Source organism: Psychroserpens sp. BH13MA-6 (assembly GCF_052983595.1).
Genome location: NZ_JBRJGE010000002.1, coordinates 69,236 through 94,027 on the forward strand (window position 1 = coordinate 69,236; position 24,792 = coordinate 94,027).

A 24,792-nucleotide genomic window follows, 5' to 3' on the forward strand; every position below is an offset into this window, starting at 1 on the left:
ATGAGTTTAGAAAAATTTCAGGCCAAAAATAATGGCATCACTTTGAAATCCACTTTGATACGAACGTACGTAATCTAATCGTAAAAATCTAAATTTTCCCCAACCAATATTGTCGAGACCTACGGAATACTCTTGATAAGGATTCGTGTTTGGTGTCGACAAGGCATGAGCGCCAAGCACTAAATTAAAATTAAGTTTTTTCAAAAGCGGCACTCTGCCCAATATAAAACCATTAAAATCATGTTCGGCATGCATCTCCAAATACGCGTCATTAGTGCTTAGTGCATAATAAGGTAAATTATTAAAAACATCTAGATATGTACCTTGGCCAAAATTAGTTTGGTTCCCGTTAAAATGCTGATAGTCGACAAATGCAATATCATCGCCACCGAAAAACTTTCCAGCTTTCAGGTTATAATTAAAACGTCCCATACTTGATACATTCAAGCCTTGAGATAATCTGAATTTTATCTGGTCAAAGTCATAGCCATCAACAGAGGAGGAGAACCCTTTTTCATAGCCAATTCGCAACGTGGGATATTTAGAGCTTTGTACATTAATTTTACCATCGGGATGACTCAAATAGTTCTGAGCAAAATTGATCTGGGCACTCAGGTTGAACTTCATGATATTGTGCGTTGCGAAAGGAGCGATGCCATACGCGGTTTCATCCAGCGGATTGTTACTAGTATATTCGCGATCTGCCTTAGGGTACCACGCTTGATCTGTGGTATTGAATAAGGCTTTTCGTCGTTGATAACTAAGACTTGTATTTATTCGAAATCCGTTGAACAATTCATTGGAGTAAGATGCTAAAACATAGCTGTTTTCATAGATTTTCATAAAGTTTTGTTCAGAAAACAATGAAAATCCGGTATTGAAACTTTTTGAGATAGGTTCACTGCCATTAAATTGCTGTGTGGTCACACCACCTGAAAGGGTCAAGTAGGGTCTAGAGATATTATTAAATTTGTAAGTAGCCGAAACGGTTCCTCTTAAGCGATCATCACTGAAGCCATAATTGATGTTTCCGTTAATCGAGAAATACCGTTGGTACTCATCGTAATATTTTCGGTAGAACACGCCTATATCAGCATTCCAACCTTGAACGGTATTAAAACTGATAGCTTCAATAGGAGAGGAGATACCTGCGCTCCATTTTTCATAAGAATTATTGTAAGTATAACCACCTAATATATCTCCTAGTTTCAATTTATTTTTTACGGAATCGACAGAATCTTTGTAAGTTTTTGATTCTCGAACAACCTGTATACTGTCTTTTTTAATGTAATCGGTTATTTCTTCTTCCGTTAGGGGAACAGGTCTTAAGCTTTTCCAAAATAGAGAATCTTTTTTATTGGCTTCTGCTTCAAATGACACAATCTCACGATTAAAATCTTTTCTTGTCAGACCTAAGTTGAATTCATAATTACTGTACACAGCTGTAAAACGACCGTCACCTTTTATGCCAAAAATACCGTATTTAAAATCTATATTCTGTGAGATTTTAGCCCAAATAGCGTCTTTTTCTGAATAGGAAAAATTTTGGGTAACGGTAATTTTATCCACTGCAGGAATGCGTGCTTGAGTCCCAGTAATATCGAGTTCCGCAGCATAAATGGTCCATTGATCCTCAACAATATAAATCAATCCTTCAAACACAGGGTCGTTTTCTCGTCTCGGTGTTACTTTTATTTTGTTTATCAAATTTCCGCGATCATCATAAAATACACCTTCTAGTTGATAACGATAGTATCCAAAGGCATTATTTGCGATGGGAGAGACAATTTTATTCCCCAAAGTGATGGTATTGTCATAAAGCTCAAACTCCACATCTATTGCGGTATTAAAACTGAAGCCATTGTCATTGCCACTCACTTTCGAAGCTATGATTTTTTCCTTGAGTTTATTAGGTCTTAGAAACTGCAATTTTGAAATAGTTTCGGATAAATATATCACACCACTGCGCGTAGAGTCTAAGCCGCCACCAAGATCGCCCATGTCTTGTCCCATAAATGTTTCAGGAGCATCCTTAATTCGTATGAGTCCGCGAGAATAGAAATCGGCTGCATAGCTTTTAATTTTATTCAGATTGATCTCTCTTTGTGCAATGGCCTTCCGAATAATAATGTTAGCAGGATTTTCTTCTGAATTAATAACCACTTCATTCAGTGATATTTCCTCATCTATGAGTGTGGCATCCAGAGTAAACGGAAAGGATGAGATGTCTACTTCTTTTTTTACGGTTTTATAGCCTAAATACTGAAAAACGACGGTATAGGTGTCTGGATTCGTGATATTCAGTTCATAATAACCATCTTCGTTACTAGTGGTTCCTTTATAGGTGTTTTCAATAAAGATGTTGACGAATGCTAGTGGTTGATCGTTACTACCTGTAACGGTTCCTACAATTTGAGAAAAACTTTGAAAACTAATGAAAAGCGCAAAAATGCAAAAGCGTAATGTTAAGGTCATAAGTATCGTGATTGATGGTTATATTCATACAGACGTCATTTTCTATGAAATGGTTGCCTGGATGGTTCAAACATAATGATTAATCACCTTCAGAATTGTTAAACAATCACAAATTACCTATAAATTTTCTTAATACGATCCAAGTTTCGTTTGTTGTCTCGATCCTTGATAGAATCACGCTTGTCATAGAGTTTTTTACCTTTTCCTAAGGCTATTTCTACTTTTGCCAAGCCTCTATCATTGATAAATAAGCGCAATGGAACGATAGCGTTTCCTTTAATATTGACTTCCTTTTCTAGTTTTTTAAGCTCTCGTTTATTAAGCAATAATTTGCGTTGCGCCTTTGGTTTATGGTTGTAGTAATTGCCATAAACATATTCTTGGATGGTCATGTTGATGACAAATAATTCACCTCGATCATTAAATTCACAAAAGCTTTCTGCAATCGATGCCTTGCTATCTCTAATAGATTTAATTTCGGTACCAGTCAATACAATGCCAGCGGTGTACGTATCTAAGATTTCGTACTCGAACTTCGCCTTTTTATTCTTTATGTTTACCGTTTTTTGCATGATAGACAAAGGTAAATAATTTTAATAGTTTTGTATGAAATGAAGTCATTAGTTTTCCGACTTATGACTGAAATGTTCTAAACATGAAACAGATTTTAATACTTCTTACGGCGGTTTTTCTATGGAGCTGTGTCGATTCTAAAACCGAAACTAGTTCTGCTGAAGCTATCGTAGATCGTGCTATTGCCGTTGCAGGAGGTCATATCGTAGATACATCAACAATTTCATTTAGTTTTAGAGATAAACGTTATAAAGCTATACGCAACCAAGGGCAATTTAAATTGGAACGGACATCTAAGGATTCGGTCACCACTGTAAGAGATGTTTTGTCAAATGAAGGCTTTAAACGCTTTTTAGATTCTAAGGAAATGATAGTAGCAGACTCCATGATTCCGAGGTATTCGGCTTCCGTTAATTCTGTTCATTATTTTTCGGTGCTGCCATATGGCTTAAACGATGCCGCTGTGAATTTGAAACTATTACCTGATACAACGATTGACAACGACGTTTTCTACAGTATTCAAGTGACATTTTCTGAAGAAGGTGGTGGCGAAGATTTCGAAGATGTGTTTATGTACTGGATTGATAAGGAGACTTATAAAGTGACGTATTTGGCGTATTCGTATAACGAAGCAGATGGTCAAGGATTACGTTTTCGAAAAGCCAAAAATGAACGCTATATAACAGGCATTCGTTTTGTAGATTATGACAATTATAAACCGAAAGACCCAAGGGTTGGTCTTACTGAATTACCTCAGTTGTTTTCGAATAACAAGTTAGAACTGCTTTCAAATATTGCTTTAGAAGATATCCAAGTATCTTTTAATTGATGGTTAGTACCTGATGCGATATTTTGCCATCTAAAATCGTGACGATGTAAAGATTCCCATTGTTGCTTTCGTCAATATCCTCGTATAATTTTTGTCCGATAATAGCATTTACAAAAGCAGGAGTTGTATTGCTATGACCAACAATTAAAACGGTCTTCCCAAAGGTTGCTTCAGCGAAATCCTCTGAATATAAATTCCTTGGATCATAAGATAGAACCGTCAGATTATTTTTCTCGGCTGTAGGTTGTGCTGTTTGTTGTGTACGATTATAATTGGTGGAATATATGGCATCAAATTCTATATGCTGCAGAATAGTACTCCAACGAATCGCTCTTGCTTTTCCTTCATCTGTAAGATTTGGATTTCTGTTAGTCTTATCACTTTGATCTTTTTCTGCATGACGGATAAGATAATAAGTCGTTTCTGTTTGTTGCGTACTTGTGTCTTGGGCGTAAGACGATAGTCCGAACGTTAGAACTAGTAAAAATGCGATAAGTGATTTCATGAGCGTAACTGTTTAATGAGTTTCAAATATAGCTACTCTCAATTTAAAATTTACAAATGACGGTTAAATAGTGATCACTAATAGTCGGCATCGGATAATTCGCCGTTGGCAATGTTGACACCTTTAGACGTACCTATGCGCTCCACACCAATATCAATATATTTTCTTGCTGTTTCATAATCGCCAATACCTCCAGAGACTTTAATCTTACAATTATCTCGAACCGTTTTTCTAATAATTTTCGCAGCAGTTAGCGTGGCGCCACTTTTAGTAAAACCAGTAGAGGTCTTTACAAAATCAACTTTTGCGTCTATACAGATTTCTGAAGCTTTTACAATACCATTTTTTGAGAGTTCACTAATTTCTATAATGACTTTTAAAGGGGTTTTTCCAATAGCTGTTTTAACATCTTTGATATCTTTAAAAACTTCCACATAGTTTTTGCTTTTAAAAACACCAATATTCATCACCATATCGATTTCATCAGCACCATCGTCTATGGCTTGTTTGGCTTCGAAAACTTTTGTTTCCGTTGAAGTTGCACCCAAAGGAAACCCGACAACAGTACAAATTTTTACTTTAGAATCTTTGAGTAATTGTTTGGCTAAAGGGACATAACAACTGTTGATGCAAACAGAGTAGAACTTGTATTTCTTGGCTTCGTTGCAATGGTCTATAATGTCACGCTCTGTGGCATTAACACTTAAAAGTGTGTGGTCAATATATGAGTTAATATTCATATGAAAGTAGGTCTATTATGCACTAATTCTTGATTTGAAGAAGAATTAGCTTGCTTTTAACTAATGTAAATTTGGGAATTAATAGCAATTCAAAGTTACTAATTAATTCGTATTATCATAATCTTAATTATGAAACTTTTATTGTCTATAGAGTAAGTTGTAAACAGTTTTTTAACAAAAAATCCTCAATTTTAAGGTTTTATCTAGTTTTTAAACTTGCTATTTATAGTGATTCTAGATGAAGGTGTCGGTTCCTTACTTCAGTGCAGACTTTGATAAGAAATTAACTTGTAATGACCGTTTGTAGATGCAATATACTTTAAAACAACGGACGATAATTTGACTGACAACTAAAAGAAAAGCAACGCTCATTTTATTGCTAAAACTCGCATTGCTTTTCAACTAACCAACCACTTAAAAGACTCTTATCGAAGCCATTTGTTACAGCTCCTTTTAAATTTCTTCAGCGACAATACTGGCTTCATTTCGAAACACTAATTGGTCGTCAAAGGCATCTAACAATATGATGCTATCTGTCGTTACGTTGCCTGAGAGAATTTCTTTACTCAAGGCATTTAAAACTTCTTTTTGAATGACACGTTTCACTGGTCTAGCTCCATATTCCGGATTGTAGCCTTTACGTGCTAAATAATCAATAGCTTCAGGTGTCGCATCAAATGTGATACCTTGCTTCGCAATCATTTTTTGAACACCTTTTAATTGTAAACCAACAATCATCTTAATGTCATTCTGTGTTAAAGGCGTAAACATGATCGTGTCATCGATACGATTTAAGAACTCAGGTCGCACACTTTGTTTCAAAAGTGCCAAGACGTCTACTTTTGCCGCTTCCATGGCTGATTCAACATCTTTGGTAGCTTCAAAACGTTCTTGAATGATCTGACTTCCCATATTGGAGGTCATAATTATGATCGTATTTTTAAAATCGGCAACACGCCCTTTATTATCTGTTAATCGTCCTTCATCTAAAACTTGCAATAAAATGTTAAAGGTATCTGGATGGGCTTTTTCAATTTCATCAAGCAAGACTACAGAGTAAGGCTTGCGTCTTACAGCTTCAGTTAATTGTCCGCCTTCATCATAGCCAACATATCCAGGAGGTGCACCTACCAAACGGCTCACGCTGTGACGTTCTTGATATTCACTCATATCAATTCGTGTCATGGCATTTTCATCATCAAAGAGATATTCTGCTAAAGCTTTTGCCAATTCAGTTTTACCTACACCAGTGGTTCCTAAAAACAAGAAAGTTCCTACGGGTTTTTGTGGGTTTTGAAGGCCAGCTCTTGAGCGTCTCACGGCATCACTTACAGCCGTAATCGCTTCTTCTTGACCAACCACACGCTTGTGTAATTCATCTTCAAGTTTTAGCAATTTGTCTCTTTCACTTTGAAGCATTTTCGTGACTGGTATACCGGTCCATTTAGCAACTACTTCAGCAATATCATCATAAGTTACTTCTTCTTTTATCAAGGAGCTTTCACTTTGGTTTTCTTGCAAATCTTTCTGAAGTTTTTCCAGTTGTTCTTGGGCTTCCTTGATTTTTCCGTAGCGTATTTCAGCCACTTTCCCATAATCACCTTCGCGTTCTGCTTTTTCAGCCTCTAATTTATACGCTTCAATATTTGATTTTGTGGTCTGAATATTGTCAACGACTTCTTTCTCACTTTTCCATTTCGCATTAATATCGTTACGCTCTTCTTTCAGATTCGCCAAATCTGCACGTAATGCCTTCAGTTTGGTTTCATCTTTTTCACGCTTTATGGCTTCAATTTCAATTTCCAACTGCATGATTTTACGATCCAAAACATCTAATTCTTCAGGCTTGGAGTTGATCTCCATACGTAATTTTGATGCGGCTTCATCCATCAAATCAATCGCCTTATCAGGTAAAAATCGGTTCGTTATATAGCGTTCCGAAAGCTCAACAGCACCAATAATGGCCTCATCCTTAATTCTTACCTTGTGATGTGTTTCATACTTTTCTTTGATACCACGTAGGATTGAAATAGCACTTTCAGTGTCTGGTTCATCCACCATAACCTTTTGGAAACGACGTTCCAAGGCTTTATCTTTTTCAAAATACTTTTGGTATTCATCTAGTGTGGTGGCACCAATGGCACGCAGTTCTCCTCGAGCTAAAGCAGGTTTTAGGATATTTGCAGCATCCATAGCTCCTTGTCCGCCACCTGCGCCAACAAGCGTATGAATTTCATCGATAAATAAGACAATATCACCTTCACTTGTAGTCACTTCCTTGATAACGGCCTTTAAGCGCTCTTCAAACTCTCCTTTAAATTTAGCACCAGCAATTAAGGCACCCATATCTAAGGCATAAATTTGTTTGTCGACAAGATTCTCAGGCACATCACCATCAACAATTCGATGCGCTAAGCCTTCGGCAATAGCGGTTTTACCAGTTCCTGGCTCACCAACAAGGATCGGGTTGTTTTTCGTACGACGTGATAAAATTTGAAGGATTCTTCTGATTTCCTCATCACGACCAATCACAGGATCTAACTTCCCGTCTTTTGCTAATTGATTAAGGTTCTTAGCGTATTTATTCAATGAATTATAGGTCTCCTCTTGACTTTGGGAGGTCACACGATCGCCTTTGCGGAGTTCTTCAATAGCCGCATTCAAACCTTTCTCTGTGACACCTTGGTCTTTGAGCATCTGTGCAATTTTACTATTAGATTTAAAAATGGCTAGTAGTAAGTGTTCAACAGACACAAAATCATCGTTCATTTTTTTCGCAATTATAGAAGCCTCGTTCAACGTTTTACTGGCTTCTCGCGAGATCATGAGATCTGCACCTGTTACTTTTGAGAAACTCTCCAATTGTTTATCCAATGCCAATTTGAGGACATCCATATTAACGTTCAGCTTCTTAAGAACAAATGGCAGCACATTTTCATCAACTTCGGAAATGGCTTTAAAAATATGCTCATTTTCTATTTGTTGATGCCCTAAGCTTTGAGCAAGCTGCTGTGCCTGCTGTATCGCTTCTTGGGATTTTATGGTATAATTATTAAAGTTCATATATCTTAAGTATTATTTTATTAGTATTTTACGCCAATCATATGACAATAACCCTACCAATTGTAAAACGCGAATATAAAACGACAAAATGACCGATTTAGTGTGTGATAGCGTGACTTTTCGTCAGTCGATGTATTTGAAATGTGTTCAGAATTGGGGCCTAAATGTACTCCAAAACTAGCGTAAACAAAGATGCTGTTTAATTCCATTGATTTTGCGATTTTCCTGCCGATAGTTTTTTTGCTGTATTGGTTGCTCAAAAAAGATTTAAAGGCACAAAACGTATTAATATTTCTAGCAAGTTACGTATTCTATGGTTGGTGGGATTGGCGATTTCTCAGTCTGATACTCTTCAGTACCGTTGTTGATTACAGTATTGGTCGCTTTATGATGTCTACTGAAAACGCTAGAAAAAGAAAGCTGCTGCTGCTGCTGAGTGTTTTCGTTAACCTCGGAATTCTAGCATTTTTCAAATATTTCAATTTCTTTCTTGACAATTTTGTTGGTGCCTTTTCCTTTTTTGGTTCAGATATTTCCATACAATCGGTGTCCATCATATTACCAGTAGGTATTAGCTTTTATACATTTCAAACACTTAGCTACACCATAGATATTTACAGAAAACAATTGGATGCGACTCGTGATTTTATAGCCTTTTCGGCCTTTGTTAGTTTTTTTCCTCAGCTGGTAGCTGGACCTATTGAACGCGCCAAAAATTTGTTGCCGCAATTTTATGTGACTAGGGTATTTAATAAAGCAAAAGCTATGGATGGTTTGCGACAAATGCTTTGGGGATTTTTTAAAAAAATGGTCATTGCTGATAATTGTGCCATTTATGTGAATCAAATTTTTGGCGATTCTTCAGAATATTCTGGAAGCACCTTGTTTTTAGGTGCCTTGCTTTTTGCATTTCAGATTTATGGTGATTTTTCAGGCTACTCCGATATCGCTATTGGTACGGCAAGATTGTTTGGATTTGATTTGATGAAGAACTTCAATTTTCCTTATTTTTCAAGAGATATTGCAGAGTTTTGGAGACGCTGGCACATATCGTTATCTACCTGGTTTAGAGATTATTTATACATCCCTCTTGGAGGCAGTCGTGGAAAACAATCGAAAGTCATTAGAAACGTATTTTTAATATTTATTGTAAGCGGATTTTGGCATGGCGCCAATTGGACGTTCATTATTTGGGGAGCTCTAAACGCCTTATATTTTTTACCGTTGTTATTGCGCCAACGTAATAGGAAATATACAGATACCATTGCTGAAGGCCGATATTTTCCAAATTTTAGAGAGCTCTTTGGTGTTTTGATAACCTTTAGTTTAACCGTCTTAGCATGGGTGTTTTTTAGAGCTGATAACCTCACGCATGCCATGTCTATACTCCTTGAAATTTGTTCGTATTCCATCTGGTCTATACCAGAAGTTTTACCTTTAGGATTACTTGTATTAATTGCTGTTTTTATGATGATTGAATGGTTTCATAGACATAGGGCTTACGGACTGGAATATGCGCCTACCAATCATTGGTGGTTAAAATTTTCGGATAAGTTGCTGGTAAGCTTCGTGTTTTGGAGTATTGTGGTTTGGAATGCCAACCAAGAAGTTGAATTTATTTATTTTCAGTTTTAGATGCGAAAAAAAGGATCAGCCATATTAACTATTGTCATGTTTCTCGTAGTAGGAGAGTTGCTTATTCGTTTTAATAAAGCTTACGATCTCTTGAATCATGCTCCAGTTGAAATCGCTATAAAAACGGAAGATTCAGCCTTGAAAAAACGTCTGGATGATGATACTTTCGAATTAGATGCACAACAATTGCGAATTATGGTGATTGGTGATTCCTATATTCATGGCGCTGGTATACCAGAAACCCGCAAATTTTCGAAACGTTTGATACAGCACTTAAGCGATTTTAATTTGAATGGGAAAACGCTTCAAGTATTGGATATTTCAAGGCCTAGTAATAATACCATTGATAATTATAACTCATTTAAGTATTATGAAGCGCGTTTTAAGCCACACGTCGTTTTTTGGGCTTATAATTTTAATGATATTTTAGGTGGATTTGAGACATCACAGGGAATTGGAACCACTGATTCGACAACAAAAAATCCGCCCAAAAGAGCCAAGAAAACGAGTCGAACCAATGCTAAAGCTTTTGTGAAAAATTTGTATTCAAAATCTGAACTCGCTAGATACCTGTCTACGAATCTTCAAAAGGAACTGAAGTTGCAAGGTATTGTGATGCCTTTTGGTGATTTTTATTTTCTTACTACTGAAGGTTATAAAGAGACCAATAAAAACTGGATAACAACTACGCAGCTCTTTGATGACGTTGCGCAGATTTGTGAAGAGAATACGTCAGAGTTTATTTTGTATCAAATGCCTGAGTTCAATTTACTAGAACGCCCAGAATTGTTTAATGAAATAAATGATGCTTTTATGACGTATTCGGCATCAAAGCAACAACTAACTTATATGAATGGTGCTTCTGATTTCCCTGAGGGAGAGGGCAATGACTTTCTCATATCGAGATATGATGGCCATCCTAATGAAAAAGCCCATGATGTGATTGCAAAGCGCATTGCAAATTATATCTTTGCTAGCATGCAACGAGAAAATGACCAGTAGAGCGCAATCGCTTGTAAGGTTAAAAAATATTGACGACTTAATTTCAGAACGTATCACCTATGGGATTTTTTAAACAGATATTCGGGACTTCGGAGCCCAAGGAAGAGAAGGTATTGCCATGGCAAGCTCTAACAGACCTAGAGCAGCTCAATGCGATAGAAGAACAATCTAAAACCAAAACACAACTTATTTTTAAACATTCTACCCGTTGTGGCATTAGCAGTATGGTGATGAAGCAATTTGTGAGGTCTTACAACTTAGATACTGAAGCTGATCTATATTATCTTGATTTGTTGAGCTACAGAAACGTTTCTGATGAAGTTGGCTATAAGTTTCAAGTGCTGCATCAATCACCACAATTAATCATTATTAAAAACGGTATTACGGTAGCCCATGCGTCGCATGGTGCGATCAATGATTTAGATTTAGAGCGTTTTATTTAAAAATAAATTTATTATTGCTTGACTATTTTTACTGTTTTTTCTCCATTATCACTTTCAAGGGACATCAAATAAATACCGTTTGAAAGTGAACTTATATCCAAATCAATTTGAGTTTTGTTTGGTTGTGCATTCATAACTATTTCACCAAGTAATGACGTTATAGTTAAAGAATTGACCACTGAATTATTTAGAATATATAATGTATGCGCTGTTGGATTTGGATAGACGGTTAAATGTTCATAAGTATAGTCTAAATCACTTAAATTATCGTCAATAAATTCGGTTGTCCATGTATTGGTAATTATCGGTGGATTAAAATCAAAATAAATTTCCGCCGTATTGGGGATGATATCACCGATTTCATAATCTGGAAATGGTTTGATTTTAAAAGTAATGTAGCCATGACCTATGGAGCTGTTATCATCAATAGAAGGAGGTAAATCAATTCCAAAGAAATTCCATTCTAATTGTTTTCCTACACGTTCCAAAGTATAGCTATGACTAGCATCTACCATTTTTAAAGTAGTTTCATCAAGTTGTTCATCTAATAAATCTTCAACTCTAATATTGATAGCATTAGCTGTTCCTATATTTTCAAATCGAATAGTATAGGTAAGGTAATCAGTAATAGAGAATTCAGAATGTAAAATTTCAGGGCCATGGCGCTCAGTCATGTCATTTGGGTCGTAGGCTCCTACAATCGTTTGGGTTAGATTTGATGTATTGTTAGCAGGTGATATGTCACCGGATAATAATGAAATTTCGGCATTATTATTAACAAGTTGTCCCAAACTAACTGTAGGTATTACAGGTACTTCTAGGTTGACATAAAAGGAAACTGTTTCATATGGAAGTAATGAGGGGTAGTCAAAACTAAATCCAGAGGATGTTGTGGTTATCTCGGAAGGAGGAACAGTACTAAACGGATTCGTATAAAGGATACTAACAAAATTTAAGACATTGTCGTGATTAAAATCTATGGTGGGGAGATTTACTGTTTCGTTCGAATTATTATTGATTGTTACCAGGTTGTTATATTCAAACCCTGGTCTAGGAGGAGTCCATCCAGGTTGAATATTAATAGAAAGATCTTCGTAAGGGGTTACTGTTATAGGAAAATTATAAGTTGTAATTCCAGAGCCTATTGGCACTGTAATATTTGAAAAACTAGCATCAGTATAATTGTATTCTGCATAATCAGGATCTACAGTATATGTTAAATTATAGGTGGTGTTTGGGTTGGATTCATATAAATAATGTGGGGACACATATAAATTGTGAATCATCCCATCATTATTGATTTCAAAGTTAAACTGACCCAGAGGAAAATTGACCTCTCCAGACTCTTGGGTTCCATTACCATTGGTATCTATAAAAGCATTAAGTTTTATACCATCTGACTGTTGTAATTGAAAATTAAGATTAGGGTCATACAAATAAGTGTTCACTTGATTACCATAATATGTGCCTTGAAAGGAAACACCTTCTAAGCCACCATTGTAATATCCAAAATTAATATCGTCTTGAGTTATAATATGAGTTGCTCTAAAGGAAGTTGTATCGATTTCTCCTGGGGCTAAACTGGGTAATGGTCCGCCAACAATGTCTAAATCAGGCCAGTTTACAGTTGCGTCAATATTAGTTATGTCATCATTTCCGTTATTGGCTACTGTGAATTCATATTCGATAGTATCTCCTGCACTTGTAAAACCATCGCCATTAAAGTCGACGTACATAATATTTGTAATAACTTCTAAAGGAGATGTAACGTGTATTCTTACGGTTGCTGTATCACAAATCGTTGGATCTGAAGATTCACATATTTGATAAGCAACATTGTGATAACCCAAAGGGACACTAGAAGGTACGGATAAAACACCACTTGGACTCATAGTGACGCCAATAGTATTTGGAGACATTGATGCGTTGACATTAGATGGATCAACTGGTAATCCTTCTAGTGTATCATTGTCTAATACTTGAAACGATGTTCCAACTTCTAATATAGAGATAACTCGATCTGGTTGTGCATTTAGAACATAATTGTCTTGGATGATAGCTTGTTTAGTTATGTTATCGTCAAATGTATTACCCGAAGTCACTTGAACATTAATCAAAAAATCTTCATCCTCCTCCTCAATTTGATCGAGAATGGTTTCGTAAGCAAACTCTTCGAAATAATTAGAAATATATCCAGCAGGTATAGTTGTTGTAAAAGTTGCAGTTGTAAAATCTGAAGAATCGGCTGTTCCATTTGTCGTTGTTATTGTAATATCCGTATCGATTGGGCTTACGTCAGTAAGTCTTAATTTAAATTTCACTGGATAACCTTCTTCAGTAGTTGGTAGATTAACATCGCCTTGCGAGATATTATTATTAATAATAGGCATAATCCGCACATCAGGAAGACCATCATTATCTATAATTGTTATTGTCCCAGTTAACACAGTATTGGTAGTGTTGCCAGAAAGTACATTTATAGTGTAATTAATGGTTTCACTCGGTTCATCTATGTCGTCATCAGTTAATGGTATAACAAAAGTAGTGCTATAATTTCCAGCAATAATAGTTTTGGTTTCATTTACGTTTGAATAATCGTTGTTATCTGCTGTTCCATTAGCAGATATGAATTCAATTACCACATCACTGTTATAATAGTTGCTCAATGAGGCGGATACATATGCAGAGTCAAATTCAAAACTATCATAGGCAGTTATATTTAATGTAGGCATGACGTCATTGTCAATTATGGTTACATAAATAGAAATGACTTCATTGACGGTATTTCCTGTTATAACTGTAGCAGTGATTATATAGGATTCAAGAGGTTCTTCATTGCCATCATCTAATGTGATTATAGGAAACTGAGCTTCGTCTTCACCAGCAAAAATAGTCACAGAAGCAATCGTTTCCACATAATCTGAAGAATCTGCATTATCCGAAGATGTTGTAAAATCTATTGTTACATCTGAGTTATAATAATTGCTTAAACTCATAGTATGGTCCTCGATTTCCCCTTCAATTAGAGTAGCTGTTGAAGCGATATAAAGTGTTGGAATAGTATCGTTATCGCGTATGGTAATGGATTCGGAAACGTAACTATTTGAAGTGTTTCCGCTAGTCACGAAAAACCCTAGAAAAAAGGACTCATTTTCTTCAATATTCGAATCATTTGTCGTAGCAACGGATATGACGTTACTTTCTAATTGACCTGCGGGAATCGTTACAGTCATAGAGATAGGCGTATAATCTGAAGCATCTGCAGTATCATCAGCAGTTAACAAATTGACTGTGATGTCCGTGGTAGAAGCGCTATTTAAATATAAAAAGAATTCATAGGAATTACCTTCGATAACGCCAAAATAATTGTCAGATAAATATATACTTGGAGGATTTTGCGAAAAGGCCATAACACTTATAAGAGCGAAGTACGTATAGAGTAGTTGTTTTTTCATGATTGGAAAGTCAATGTTTCTTAGTAGATGATGTTTTTACCAAATGGTTGCGTTGAGATTAAAAAAAACTCCCATACGTTTCGCATGGGAGTTTTGATTTATCATATCGTATCTCAAGTTTATTAACCTCTATTCATTCGATAGCTACTAATGATTTTTTTCAATCGAATTTTTAGATCTTCTCCTGTGTCAAACACCATTTGTTCATTACTAGGAAAACCGACCCTTCTGTTGTTGATTATATCTAAATCCTCACGAGTAAGTGCTCTTTTATCACCTCTGTAGGTCGCAAATAAGTTCAGGAACTCATAGCCGCTGTCTATTGGAAATCGTTCTAATACCTGCTGGTTGATCAAATCGCTGTAGACCACTTCCGCCAATATTTGAGAAGATTTTTGTTGTTCAAACTCAAATAAACGCGCTTTCACATTAATGATTTTATCTATTTTAATGTCATTTCCTAAGCTGTCTTTCATAACATTACCATTCGCATCCAATTGGTATTCCCAACCATCTACAATCTCTCTTTGACGTAAGATTTGACGTTCCTTAATGCGTTCAGGCGATATATTAATTTGCTTTAGTTGCAGAGCCATAGCGTAATCATAGTCAAGATCTTCAGCAGCATTGGCATGATAGACCGTCCAAAATTGATTAAGACCATAGGTGTCAAAGTTTAACAAGTCAGCTTCCAGTCGTTGTGGAATAATTTGACGTGTTTGATTCTCAATAGATACAATGACATAATCAGTGCCTTTATTGTGAGCTTCAGTCATCAGACTTCTAGTTTCCTCAAAATTTGGATTGATTCGTTCTATATAAGTAAAGATATCATAGGCTTCCCTAGCATCATACTTATTACCAGAATCCAGTAGGGCAATCCCTTCATCAATTAAATAATCAGAGGTTTTATAGCGATAGTCAACAATTTCCGAAGAATAATCTTTAAACTTAAAATTGATGGTTTTCCCATTGATTTGTAATGGTAACACACGTTTAATCGCATTTTGTCTGGCATCCAAATCTAGATAAGTCTCATAGATAGTTCGATACTGCTCTGGGTTACCGTCCTTTTTTAAGTGTTTGATAGCGCTTAAATCGCGGTCTAAAACTTTGTAGTAGGCATCTCTCAGCATGATCACATAGTCTTGCTTGCGCTTTTTATCCTTATTGTTAGATAATTTTTGAAGCGCATCATTGATCGCCTGGTCATAATTACCATAACTGATCGCTTTTTCAATTTGTTTCCTTCCACTACAGGATACGAGTAATGAAAGAAGTACTGTTAGGAGTAATAGTCTTTTCATAAGTCTGTAATTTTAGTTTATAACTAGTAGATTTCAATTTTGATGCCAAAATAAAAAACCCTCAATAGTTTGATATTGAGGGTTCGTAAATATATGGAAAATGTTTATTTCTTTTTCTTCGGATTAAAAACGGGTAATAACTGAGTTTTTACGGAACCAAATCCGATACGTGTGCCATCATTTTCACAATAGCCTCTCATGATCACGGTATCGTAATCATTGATAAACTTACGTTCGGTGCCATCTTTCATTTTAAGTGGTTTGGTACCTTTCCATGATAATTCCAACATGGATCCATAAGAATCTTCTGTTGGACCAGATATTGTGCCACTACCCATCATGTCTCCAGAGTTTACAGGACAACCATTAACGGTATGATGTGCTAATTGTTGCGCCATATTCCAGTACATGTATTTGAAATTTGATTTACACACGGTCGTTTCTTTAGCACCTTTCGGCTGAATGGCTGCTTCTAAGTTAATATCGAAGCTTTTCTTGCCTTTCGATTGTAAATAAGGCAATGGTTTTGGGTCTTGCTTTGGACTTTCCACTCGAAATGGTTCCAAGGCGTCTAAAGTAACAATCCATGGTGACATGGAAGACGCAAAGTTTTTTCCGAGGAAAGGTCCCAATGGTACGTATTCCCATTTTTGAATGTCACGAGCCGACCAGTCATTAAATAAAACTAATCCGAAAATATATTCTTCAGCTTCATCAATAGGAATTGGTTCTCCCAAGTCGTTAGCATCCGTTGTGATAAAAGCCATTTCTAATTCGAAATCTACCAATTTAGAAGGACCAAACACTGGCGTATCTGCACCATCAGGCATGGTTTGACCTTGTGGTCTGTGAATTGGAATTCCAGAAGGAATAATTGACGAACTTCTTCCGTGGTAACCCACAGGTAAATGCAACCAATTAGGCATTAAGGCATTTTCAGGATCTCTGAACATCGTGCCCACATTAGTGGCATGCTCTTTACTTGCGTAAAAATCGGTATAATCACCCACTTGAATAGGCAACTGCATTTCTATTTCATCCAAGCGAAAAAGAATGGTTTCCTTATGTGGAATGTTGTTCTTTAGAGTATCGTTTTCGGCATCGAAAATTTCAGCGATACGATTACGTACCAAGCGCCAAGTTTTTCGACCATCCGCTATAAAATCATTCAATGTATCTTGAAGAAATATATCATCCGTTAAAGGAATGCCTTCAAAATAACCTAATTGATGCAAAGCGCCAAGATCGATAGCTGTGTCACCAATACGTGTTCCAATCGTGATAATATCATCACGCGTTAAGAACACACCAAATGGAATATTTTGAATCGGGAAATCTGAATTTTTTCCAACGTGCAACCATGATGTACGATCAGGATTATTTGCAGTTATAGACATAGGTAGCGTTTTTTTGTTGATTTTTAGTTAATTCAAACCTACATATTTAATTGCATAAAACCATAAAAAATTAATGAAATTTAACTGTTGATAACCTGCTCATAAAACCATAGATAAAACGCTCTTTTTTAAATCTTTTTCAGAACTTGATTTCTTACTTTTGGAAAAACATAATTTAAACTTTAGATATGCAACGCGATTCACAAATTTTTGAGCTTATTGAAGCGGAAAAGGAGAGACAAATTAACGGCTTGGAGCTTATTGCTTCTGAAAACTTTGTAAGCGACCAGGTGATGGAAGCTGCAGGTTCAGTATTAACTAACAAATATGCAGAAGGTTATCCAGGGAAACGTTATTATGGTGGTTGTGAAGTGGTGGATGAAGTGGAGCAAATTGCTATTGATCGCGCGAAGACCTTGTTCGGAGCTGCATGGGCAAATGTGCAACCACATTCTGGAAGTCAGGCCAATACAGCTGTTTTTGCAGCTTGCTTAAAGCCTGGTGATAAAATCTTAGGATTTGACCTTTCTCATGGTGGTCATTTAACGCATGGGTCACCAGTGAACTTTTCGGGAAAATTATACAACCCTGTATTCTATGGAGTAGAAAAGGAGACAGGGGTTTTGAACTATGATAAGATTCAAGAAATCGCCACTAAAGAACGACCTCAGATGATTATCGCTGGTGCTTCGGCATATTCTCGTGATATTGATTTTAAAAGGTTTCGAGCGATTGCGGATAGTGTTAATGCGCTTTTGCTAGCAGATATTTCTCATCCTTCCGGTTTAATAGCTAAAGGTATTTTAAATGATCCATTACCACATTGTCATATTGTGACTACAACAACGCATAAAACCTTACGAGGACCTCGAGGAGGCTTGATTATGATGGGACAGGATTTCGACAATCCTTTCGGACTAAAATTAAAAAATGGCAATCTTAAAAAAATGTCGTCTTTATTGGATTCAGCAGTATTCCCAGGAAATCAAGGCGGTCCGTTAGAACACATTATTGCCGCAAAAGCGATTGCCTTTGGTGAAGCACTTTCTGACGACTTTATGCATTATATGTTACAAGTTAAAAATAATGCGGCAGCTATGGCTAAAGCATTTGTAAATAGAGGTTACCATATTATTTCTGGTGGTACAGACAATCATATGATGTTGATTGATTTGAGAAATAAGGATATTACAGGGAAGGCGGCTGAAGAAGCTTTAGGTAAAGCTGATATCACAGTCAATAAAAATATGGTGCCATTTGATGATAAAAGTCCGTTTGTGACTTCAGGAATAAGAGTCGGTACGGCAGCTGTAACGACTAGAGGGCTTAAAGAAGATGATATGGAAACGATTGTGGCACTCATTGATGACGCACTTATGAATTATGAAAATGATGAGCGTTTGGAAACAATTGCCACGAAAGTGAATGAGCTCATGAGTCATAAACCTTTGTTTGCATCTTAAAGGAATAAAGAAAACAAGCTATACAAACAAAAAAAGACCTTTCATATGAGAGGTCTTTTTCTATTATTTAAAAGCTGTTTTACTCGTCGTCTTCGAAGGTGTCATGCTGATAAGCACCGGCATCAGGAGGCGAAGTTCTTGGCATTCCAAGGAGGTCGTTGTTAATTATGAAATTAGGATCGCCAATACCTATAGCTCCAGAATTGTCACCTATCATGAGCTCATTTTCGAAAGGTAATTTGAAATCAGGGTTACTATTAAAAATACAGTTATTATATAAATTAGCTTCTGGGTCATTAAAATTATAATTTGGACCTGAGAAATTACCGTTCGTGTCTTGGAATCGTATCAGGCAATTATTGAACTGAAAATTAAATGCGAAGCTGGAGTCTGAAATTTGATCTAATATCATCTCGGGATTATCATTGCCATAGATAATACAATTGTTGAAAACAGCTTCATCAAGATCATTACCTTGATCGACATTGTTCTCGTCTGTTATATAATTGTTTAGCAGCAGCGCTGGAAATTGTCTGAAACTACTGTTCCAGTAATTAGCTATGGTGGCATGTGTAAAATTATAGCGACCACCAAATGTTCCAGCGAAAGAGGATTGTCCGGAGTTATTGATCACGATATTTTCAGCGGTTACAGAACTGGCTCTTGCTAAGATGCCGAAGTTGCTTGAGTTGTATATTTGAGAATTCGCAATCGAGAGTTTATTATCATTTTGATTACCTTCGGAAAGGATACCTACCGTTCCGTTTTTAATAGTAGCGTAATTAATGTCAATATTTTGGCTCCCAGGAAACAACCAAATCGTTCCCCATTGTCCAGGAATATCAGCAAATAAGGGTTCTAATCGGTCACCTTCAAAAATTACTTCTTTTTCTAAAAGTTCTGGATCATCACTTATCTCACCATTCACTTTAAGCGATGCATTATTCGTTATAAGTAATCCAGAATTGGCATGAAAATGAACACGTGAGCCTGCTTCAATGGTCAGTTCGTCGCCTTCATCTACAGCGGCATAACCGTAAATTACATAGGGTTTCTCATTGGTAAACGTGAGTTCATCCGCTTCTAAAAAACGACCTTGTATGGGTGTTTCGTCTGGCGTTCCATCACCATCAACATCAAACACAAGCGTTTCTATAATACCTGTAGTTTCGTCACGATCAGGATAAATGAAGACAGCGTCCTTAATCAACGTTACGAGTTCTACCTTTTGGAAGTTATTGCCACTGTCAAATTCTATAGCATCTGTGTAAAGGAATTCTAAGCTGTTTTGAGAAAGCGTTTGAATATCTGAAGTTGTTTCAATGAAAATATACAAACTATCGTTGGCTAGAAGTTCGACGTTTTCAAATTCCTTTCCTGGCATACCATCTACATTGAGACGGTAATTGGAGGTTTGACCTTGTCCCAATCTCACGGTTGGAATGGAAATATCCTCATCACTTCGATTATAAACTTTTAAGTTATAAGTACTCGATCCAATGTTGCTAAAAACGGTGTCTAAATATATGGTGTCTTTTGAAAACTCTAGTGCACCGTTACTTGGTGCAAAGTCAAAATCTTTCCGACAGGAACTCCAAAATACTAAGGTTGATAGCGTTAATAAAAAATATATAATTCTTTTCATAGCGATTTCATGTCTTGTAGGGAAAAATAGTTACAACATTTTCACCTCAGGCCTTAAAAATATAACTTTTGAAATCATCTTTTAGTATCATGGTCAAAAAATAGTAGAAAATTAATGCTTTTCGCTCTCGGTAAGTAATTTATGGAATGTTTTACTGTGTTCTATCAATGCCTCTAAAAGCAAGAATTCATTTTGTTTGTCTAATAATTTGCTATTTAAATTTTGCGCACTGCAATAGTCGAAAAAGAGGTATTGATAATCCATGGGAATATGAAGCTCTTCCTTAAGGAACGTTCTCGTAAATAACGAACTTTCTTCAAAACAGTTTTCGAGATCTTCTGGAGTTATATAGGTAATGGTAGTTTTGGTTTTCTTCTTTTTAAAAAGTTTAACTATTTTTTTACCGAGCGCTATAAAATCAATATTGCTACTTGGTTGCATACTATAGAGCCATGGTCGATTTTTTATGTCATTGGCGAGTTGATTGCCGAATCGAGCTTCAAATACAATCGTATCCATTGGTTTCTGAATCACTTTATGAATTTCAACTTCATCCAATTCGTTGGTAATCGCTTTGAGTTCAATGACCATGTCCTCTTCAAACAAGGAAGATGTCACTAGAAACATTTTTTGTTGATGAAACAATGAACTAATTTCTATGGTGTCATTAATTGACGCATGTATTTCAAAATAGCCATGTTGATCCGTATAGGAGCGTATATGTTGTGTTTTATTCAGTAATCTGATGCCTTGAAGTGACGCATGGTCATCATAAATGTATCCTGAAATGTTATTTTGAGCGCTAACGGAAGCCGCAAAACAAACAAGAGCTATATAAATAAAAAGCCTTTTCAAAAAAATCAAGGTGGTTGTTTCCTTAAATTAATAACTTATAAGAATAATTTAATTCTTAATTAAGAGAATTTAACATGCCATTTAGCAATCCTTTAACTAAATAAGCGCTGGATGTCCTCAGGGATTCGCGCAGGTCGGTGTGTGTCATGCGACATATAACACCAGATGGTTTCCGAGCTTGTCAATAACTTTAAGGAGTCTTTCATATAGATTTCGACCATTCTTACAGACTTAACTCCTTTGGTTTCTTTGACATAGGTTTTTAAAAGAAGTTGGTCTCCTAATAAGGCTTCTCCCTTATATTGAATATGATGACTTATCATCACCCAATAAAATTTGTTTCTAGTAGCTTCTGAAGATTTCAAAAGCCAGTGAGATTCTGCCATATCCTGAACCCATTGTACATAACGTACATTATTCACATGGTTTCTGGCATCTAAATCAGTCTGGGAAACCGTTATTTCTTCTTCGTGAATGTCCATTAGCTTGTTTAAAACATTGACCTTGGGTCGTCTAGATTACTTTTCAAAAACTTCAACTTCAAATAATTTATCCCAGCGTTTTCCTGTCACGAAAATGGTTTTTGTGTCTGGATTATATGCAATACCATTTAAGACATCCAAACCTTGATGTTGGGTAACCAATTTTCGAAGAGGCGAAAAATCTATCACACCTTCAATCGCGCCATTTTTAGGATTGATAATCGCCACACCATTTTTTTGATAGCGATTGGCATAAATTTTACCATCAATATATTCCATTTCGTTAATGCCGACAATACGACCTTTATTGGTATAAACTTGAATGTGAGATTCTTCAGTTAGTGTTTCAGGGTTCAATAGCCAAATATTTTCGGTACCATCCGATTTAAAAATAGTCTTACCATCGTTACAAAGTCCCCAGCCTTCTTTACTTTTACCGTAGGTGAAACTACTCGTTTTTTCAAGTGTATTGACGTCATACACAAAACCAATATTTTCTTGCCACGTCAGTTGATAGATATTTTCATTAAAAACGGTTAAGCCCTCACCAAAATATTGATCAGCCAAAGCCACATTTTGTAAAACCTCACCTGTTTTGTAATCGACTTTCCTCAGTTTTGATTCGTTATATTGGCCTGTGCTTTCATATAAGGCACCATTGTAAAATTCGAGACCTTGTGTGTAAGATGTGATATCATGTGGGTATTCATTGATAATTTTATAGCCATAAACTTTTGGTGTCACATTGTTTAGTATGGTAATCTTAGCACTGATTTCTTCTGAAGTGTCCTCCAATGTCACTATAGCTTTGATGGTGTGAATACCGAGCTTTTCGTCATCGAGCTTTATGCTAGATTCTATTGGTTGATCATTCATTTGAAATTGTACCGAAGAAATGTCTAACGCTTTTGGGTTTTTTATGGTGAAATTGATGGTTTCACCTAGTTTCGCCACATTATCCTTAGCATTTGTCTCAATGGTAAGGTTCGTTTTTTGTGATCCCGTATTGCCACAAGCTATAAGTGAAAAGGTTAAAATGGTGATTATGAAAGTTTTAATTGACTGCATTCTTGAAATGATTTTAATGCAAGTTATTTAATTAAATTCAGTTTAAAAAATCATTGGAAAAGTATTAAAAGATTGTATCTTTGCACTCGGCAAGTCCTACACAACCAGCTCCTGCTTAATCCTCCAGGTCGGGAACGAAGCAAAGGTACGCGGTCGTAGCGGTGTGATGTAGGTAGCTTGCCTTTTTTTGTACCCATAACTTTCCTTTTTAAATTGTACTTTTGAATTATATTCCGAATTAATTATGTCTAAAGTTGTATTAATTACAGGAGGTTCCTCAGGAATTGGTAAATCTATTGGAGAATTCTTGGCAAATAAAGGGGAAATAGTGTATGGTACGAGCAGATCTCCAGAACGTTATCCTAAATCAAAGATTAAGCTAGTTGCCTTAGATGTTGCCAATGAAGATTCCATTACGAGAGCCATTCAGACCGTTGTGACCACTGAAGGGCGAATCGATGTTGTTATTAATAATGCTGGAGCAGGTATTACAGGACCTATTGAAGAAACTCCCAACGAAGAGATCAAACGCAATTTTGAAACGAACTTTTTTGGTCCTATTAACGTCATCAAGGCCGTATTGCCACACATGCGTGAGCAGAATTCAGGTCTTATCATAAATATCACGTCTATCGCAGGTTATATGGGATTGCCCTATCGTGGCGTTTACAGTGCGAGTAAAGGTGCGTTGGAAATAATAACAGAAGCGTTCCGAATGGAAATCAAAGATTTTAACATTCATATGACAAACGTGGCGCCAGGTGATTTTGCCACGAATATAGCCGCAGGAAGATACCATGCGCCAGTTATTTCAGGATCACCATATGAAACAACTTATGGTTCTGTGCTAAAAGCTATCGATGAGGATGTAGATAGTGGTGGCGACCCAAAGATGGTTGCAGAACAGATTTATAAAATCATGAATACTTCAAATCCGAAAATACATTATAAAGTAGGTGCGTTCATGCAAAAATTTTCAATCGTATTGAAGAGAATCTTACCCGATAAGCTCTACGAAAAACTCCTTTTAAACCATTATAAATTATAAAGATCTGCGCAAGATTGGCCAAAAGATTGTTAATATCATTTAATAATTTGCTGTGCTTAAAGGCGTAATAAAATTGTAAATTCGCCATAATTTAAAACACAACTATAACCTAATTACAGATGAAATTTTTTATTGATACTGCCAACCTTGATCAGATTAAAGAAGCTCAAGATTTGGGAATTTTAGATGGTGTAACCACCAATCCGTCATTAATGGCTAAAGAAGGCATTACAGGACATGATAACATCATGAAGCATTATGTGAATATTTGCAATATTGTTGATGGCGATGTGTCTGCTGAAGTCATCTCGACAGATTTTGAAGGGATGATTAGAGAAGGCGAAGCTTTAGCTGATTTGCACGATCAAATCGTGATAAAATTGCCCATGATAAAAGATGGTGTTAAGGCTTGTAAGTACTTTTCAGATAAAGGCATTAAAACGAATGTTACGTTAGTGTTCTCACCTGGACAAGCATTATTGGCAGCGAAAGCAGGCGCAACCTACGTGTCGCCTTTTATCGGACGATTAGATGACATTTCAACAGATGGGCTAAATCTCATTGCTGAGATACGAATGATTTATGATAATTACGGTTTTGAAACTGAAATATTAGCAGCTTCTGTTCGTCACACTATGCATGTCATTGATTGTGCTAAATTAGGTGCTGATGTGATGACAGGACCATTGAGTTCTATCGTTGGATTATTGAAACATCCTTTGACAGATATTGGCTTGGAGAAGTTTTTGGCTGACTATAACAAAGGGAACTAAATACCTCCGAAGGTTAGAATATATAATGAAAGCT

19 protein-coding genes and 1 other RNA gene are annotated in these 24,792 nt (G+C 36.2%); 8 read left to right on the forward strand and 12 right to left on the reverse strand.

Annotated features, from left to right (window positions below; all coding sequences use genetic code 11):
* Positions 1-6: 6 nt before the first annotated feature.
* Both ACU8DI_RS04905 and smpB read right to left on the reverse strand, forming a co-directional pair.
* Positions 7-2,475, reverse strand: a complete 2,469-nt coding sequence (locus ACU8DI_RS04905; protein WP_447111635.1) for a DUF5686 and carboxypeptidase regulatory-like domain-containing protein — start codon at positions 2,473-2,475, stop codon at positions 7-9.
* Between the two features lie 113 nt (positions 2,476-2,588).
* Positions 2,589-3,047 carry an SsrA-binding protein SmpB gene (smpB, locus tag ACU8DI_RS04910; RefSeq protein ID WP_447111636.1) on the reverse strand — a complete coding sequence of 153 codons (459 nt, stop codon included), beginning with the start codon at positions 3,045-3,047 and terminating at the stop codon, positions 2,589-2,591.
* 83 nt (positions 3,048-3,130) lie between these two features.
* Between smpB and ACU8DI_RS04915 the strand changes: the two genes are divergently transcribed.
* A complete protein-coding gene (locus ACU8DI_RS04915) occupies positions 3,131-3,877 on the forward strand; it encodes a DUF6503 family protein (RefSeq protein WP_447111637.1) in 747 nt (248 codons plus the stop codon).
* Here ACU8DI_RS04915 and ACU8DI_RS04920 read toward each other — a convergent pair.
* The 3 genes from ACU8DI_RS04920 to clpB all read right to left on the reverse strand — a co-directional run bounded on the left by ACU8DI_RS04920 (position 3,870) and on the right by clpB (position 8,185).
* On the reverse strand, positions 3,870-4,382 hold the full coding sequence (locus tag ACU8DI_RS04920) for a SixA phosphatase family protein (protein WP_447111638.1): 513 nt from the start codon (positions 4,380-4,382) through the stop codon (positions 3,870-3,872). The two genes, ACU8DI_RS04915 and ACU8DI_RS04920, sit on opposite strands and share 8 nt — an antisense overlap.
* A 77-nt stretch (positions 4,383-4,459) precedes the next feature.
* On the reverse strand, positions 4,460-5,122 hold the full coding sequence (gene deoC, locus ACU8DI_RS04925) for a deoxyribose-phosphate aldolase (protein ID WP_447111639.1): 663 nt from the start codon (positions 5,120-5,122) through the stop codon (positions 4,460-4,462).
* Between the two features lie 453 nt (positions 5,123-5,575).
* Positions 5,576-8,185: an ATP-dependent chaperone ClpB gene (gene clpB / locus ACU8DI_RS04930; RefSeq protein WP_447111640.1), complete on the reverse strand. Its 2,610-nt coding sequence runs from the start codon at positions 8,183-8,185 to the stop codon at positions 5,576-5,578.
* Positions 8,186-8,377: 192 nt separating this feature from the next.
* Here clpB and ACU8DI_RS04935 point away from each other — a divergent pair, with 192 nt between their 5' ends.
* The 3 genes from ACU8DI_RS04935 to ytxJ are packed head-to-tail and all read left to right on the forward strand — an operon-like array spanning position 8,378 to position 11,265.
* Complete coding sequence (locus tag ACU8DI_RS04935) at positions 8,378-9,820, forward strand: MBOAT family O-acyltransferase (RefSeq protein ID WP_447111641.1); 1,443 nt, start codon at positions 8,378-8,380, stop codon at positions 9,818-9,820.
* Positions 9,821-10,822: a hypothetical protein gene (locus ACU8DI_RS04940; protein WP_447111642.1), complete on the forward strand. Its 1,002-nt coding sequence runs from the start codon at positions 9,821-9,823 to the stop codon at positions 10,820-10,822.
* 59 nt (positions 10,823-10,881) lie between these two features.
* A complete protein-coding gene (gene ytxJ / locus ACU8DI_RS04945; protein WP_447111643.1) occupies positions 10,882-11,265 on the forward strand; it encodes a bacillithiol system redox-active protein YtxJ in 384 nt (127 codons plus the stop codon).
* An 11-nt stretch (positions 11,266-11,276) separates the two neighbouring features.
* Here ytxJ and ACU8DI_RS04950 read toward each other — a convergent pair whose 3' ends face one another.
* The 3 genes from ACU8DI_RS04950 to fahA form a co-directional block, all read right to left on the reverse strand.
* The gene (locus tag ACU8DI_RS04950) at positions 11,277-14,720 is read right to left on the reverse strand and encodes a DUF7619 domain-containing protein (protein ID WP_447111644.1); all 3,444 of its coding nucleotides are present in this window, start codon (positions 14,718-14,720) and stop codon (positions 11,277-11,279) included.
* 122 nt (positions 14,721-14,842) lie between these two features.
* Positions 14,843-16,027 (reverse strand): hypothetical protein, encoded by a 1,185-nt coding sequence (locus tag ACU8DI_RS04955; protein ID WP_447111645.1) that lies wholly within the window; start codon positions 16,025-16,027, stop codon positions 14,843-14,845.
* 104 nt (positions 16,028-16,131) lie between these two features.
* Entirely contained in the window at positions 16,132-17,424 is a 1,293-nt protein-coding gene (gene fahA, locus ACU8DI_RS04960; protein WP_447111646.1) for a fumarylacetoacetase, read from the reverse strand.
* A gap of 188 nt (positions 17,425-17,612) precedes the next feature.
* Between fahA and glyA the strand changes: the two genes are divergently transcribed.
* Positions 17,613-18,887 (forward strand): serine hydroxymethyltransferase, encoded by a 1,275-nt coding sequence (gene glyA, locus ACU8DI_RS04965; protein WP_447111647.1) that lies wholly within the window; start codon positions 17,613-17,615, stop codon positions 18,885-18,887.
* Between the two features lie 79 nt (positions 18,888-18,966).
* Here glyA and ACU8DI_RS04970 read toward each other — a convergent pair whose 3' ends face one another.
* The 4 genes from ACU8DI_RS04970 to ACU8DI_RS04985 form a co-directional block, all read right to left on the reverse strand.
* Positions 18,967-20,532, reverse strand: a complete 1,566-nt coding sequence (locus ACU8DI_RS04970) for a hypothetical protein (RefSeq protein ID WP_447111648.1) — start codon at positions 20,530-20,532, stop codon at positions 18,967-18,969.
* Between the two features lie 111 nt (positions 20,533-20,643).
* Positions 20,644-21,387, reverse strand: coding sequence for a hypothetical protein (locus ACU8DI_RS04975; protein WP_447111649.1), 744 nt, complete (start codon positions 21,385-21,387; stop codon positions 20,644-20,646).
* A 92-nt stretch (positions 21,388-21,479) separates the two neighbouring features.
* The gene (locus ACU8DI_RS04980; RefSeq protein ID WP_447111650.1) at positions 21,480-21,869 is read right to left on the reverse strand and encodes an acyl-CoA thioesterase; all 390 of its coding nucleotides are present in this window, start codon (positions 21,867-21,869) and stop codon (positions 21,480-21,482) included.
* 36 nt (positions 21,870-21,905) lie between these two features.
* Positions 21,906-22,937, reverse strand: coding sequence for a glutaminyl-peptide cyclotransferase (locus ACU8DI_RS04985; protein WP_447111651.1), 1,032 nt, complete (start codon positions 22,935-22,937; stop codon positions 21,906-21,908).
* An 87-nt stretch (positions 22,938-23,024) separates the two neighbouring features.
* Between ACU8DI_RS04985 and ffs the strand changes: the two genes are divergently transcribed.
* The 3 genes from ffs to fsa all read left to right on the forward strand — a co-directional run bounded on the left by ffs (position 23,025) and on the right by fsa (position 24,758).
* Positions 23,025-23,123: signal recognition particle sRNA small type (ffs, locus tag ACU8DI_RS04990), an RNA gene on the forward strand.
* A gap of 58 nt (positions 23,124-23,181) precedes the next feature.
* Positions 23,182-23,985, forward strand: coding sequence for an SDR family oxidoreductase (locus tag ACU8DI_RS04995; RefSeq protein ID WP_447111652.1), 804 nt, complete (start codon positions 23,182-23,184; stop codon positions 23,983-23,985).
* Between the two features lie 119 nt (positions 23,986-24,104).
* Positions 24,105-24,758, forward strand: a complete 654-nt coding sequence (gene fsa / locus ACU8DI_RS05000) for a fructose-6-phosphate aldolase (RefSeq protein WP_260096814.1) — start codon at positions 24,105-24,107, stop codon at positions 24,756-24,758.
* Positions 24,759-24,792: the final 34 nt, after the last annotated feature.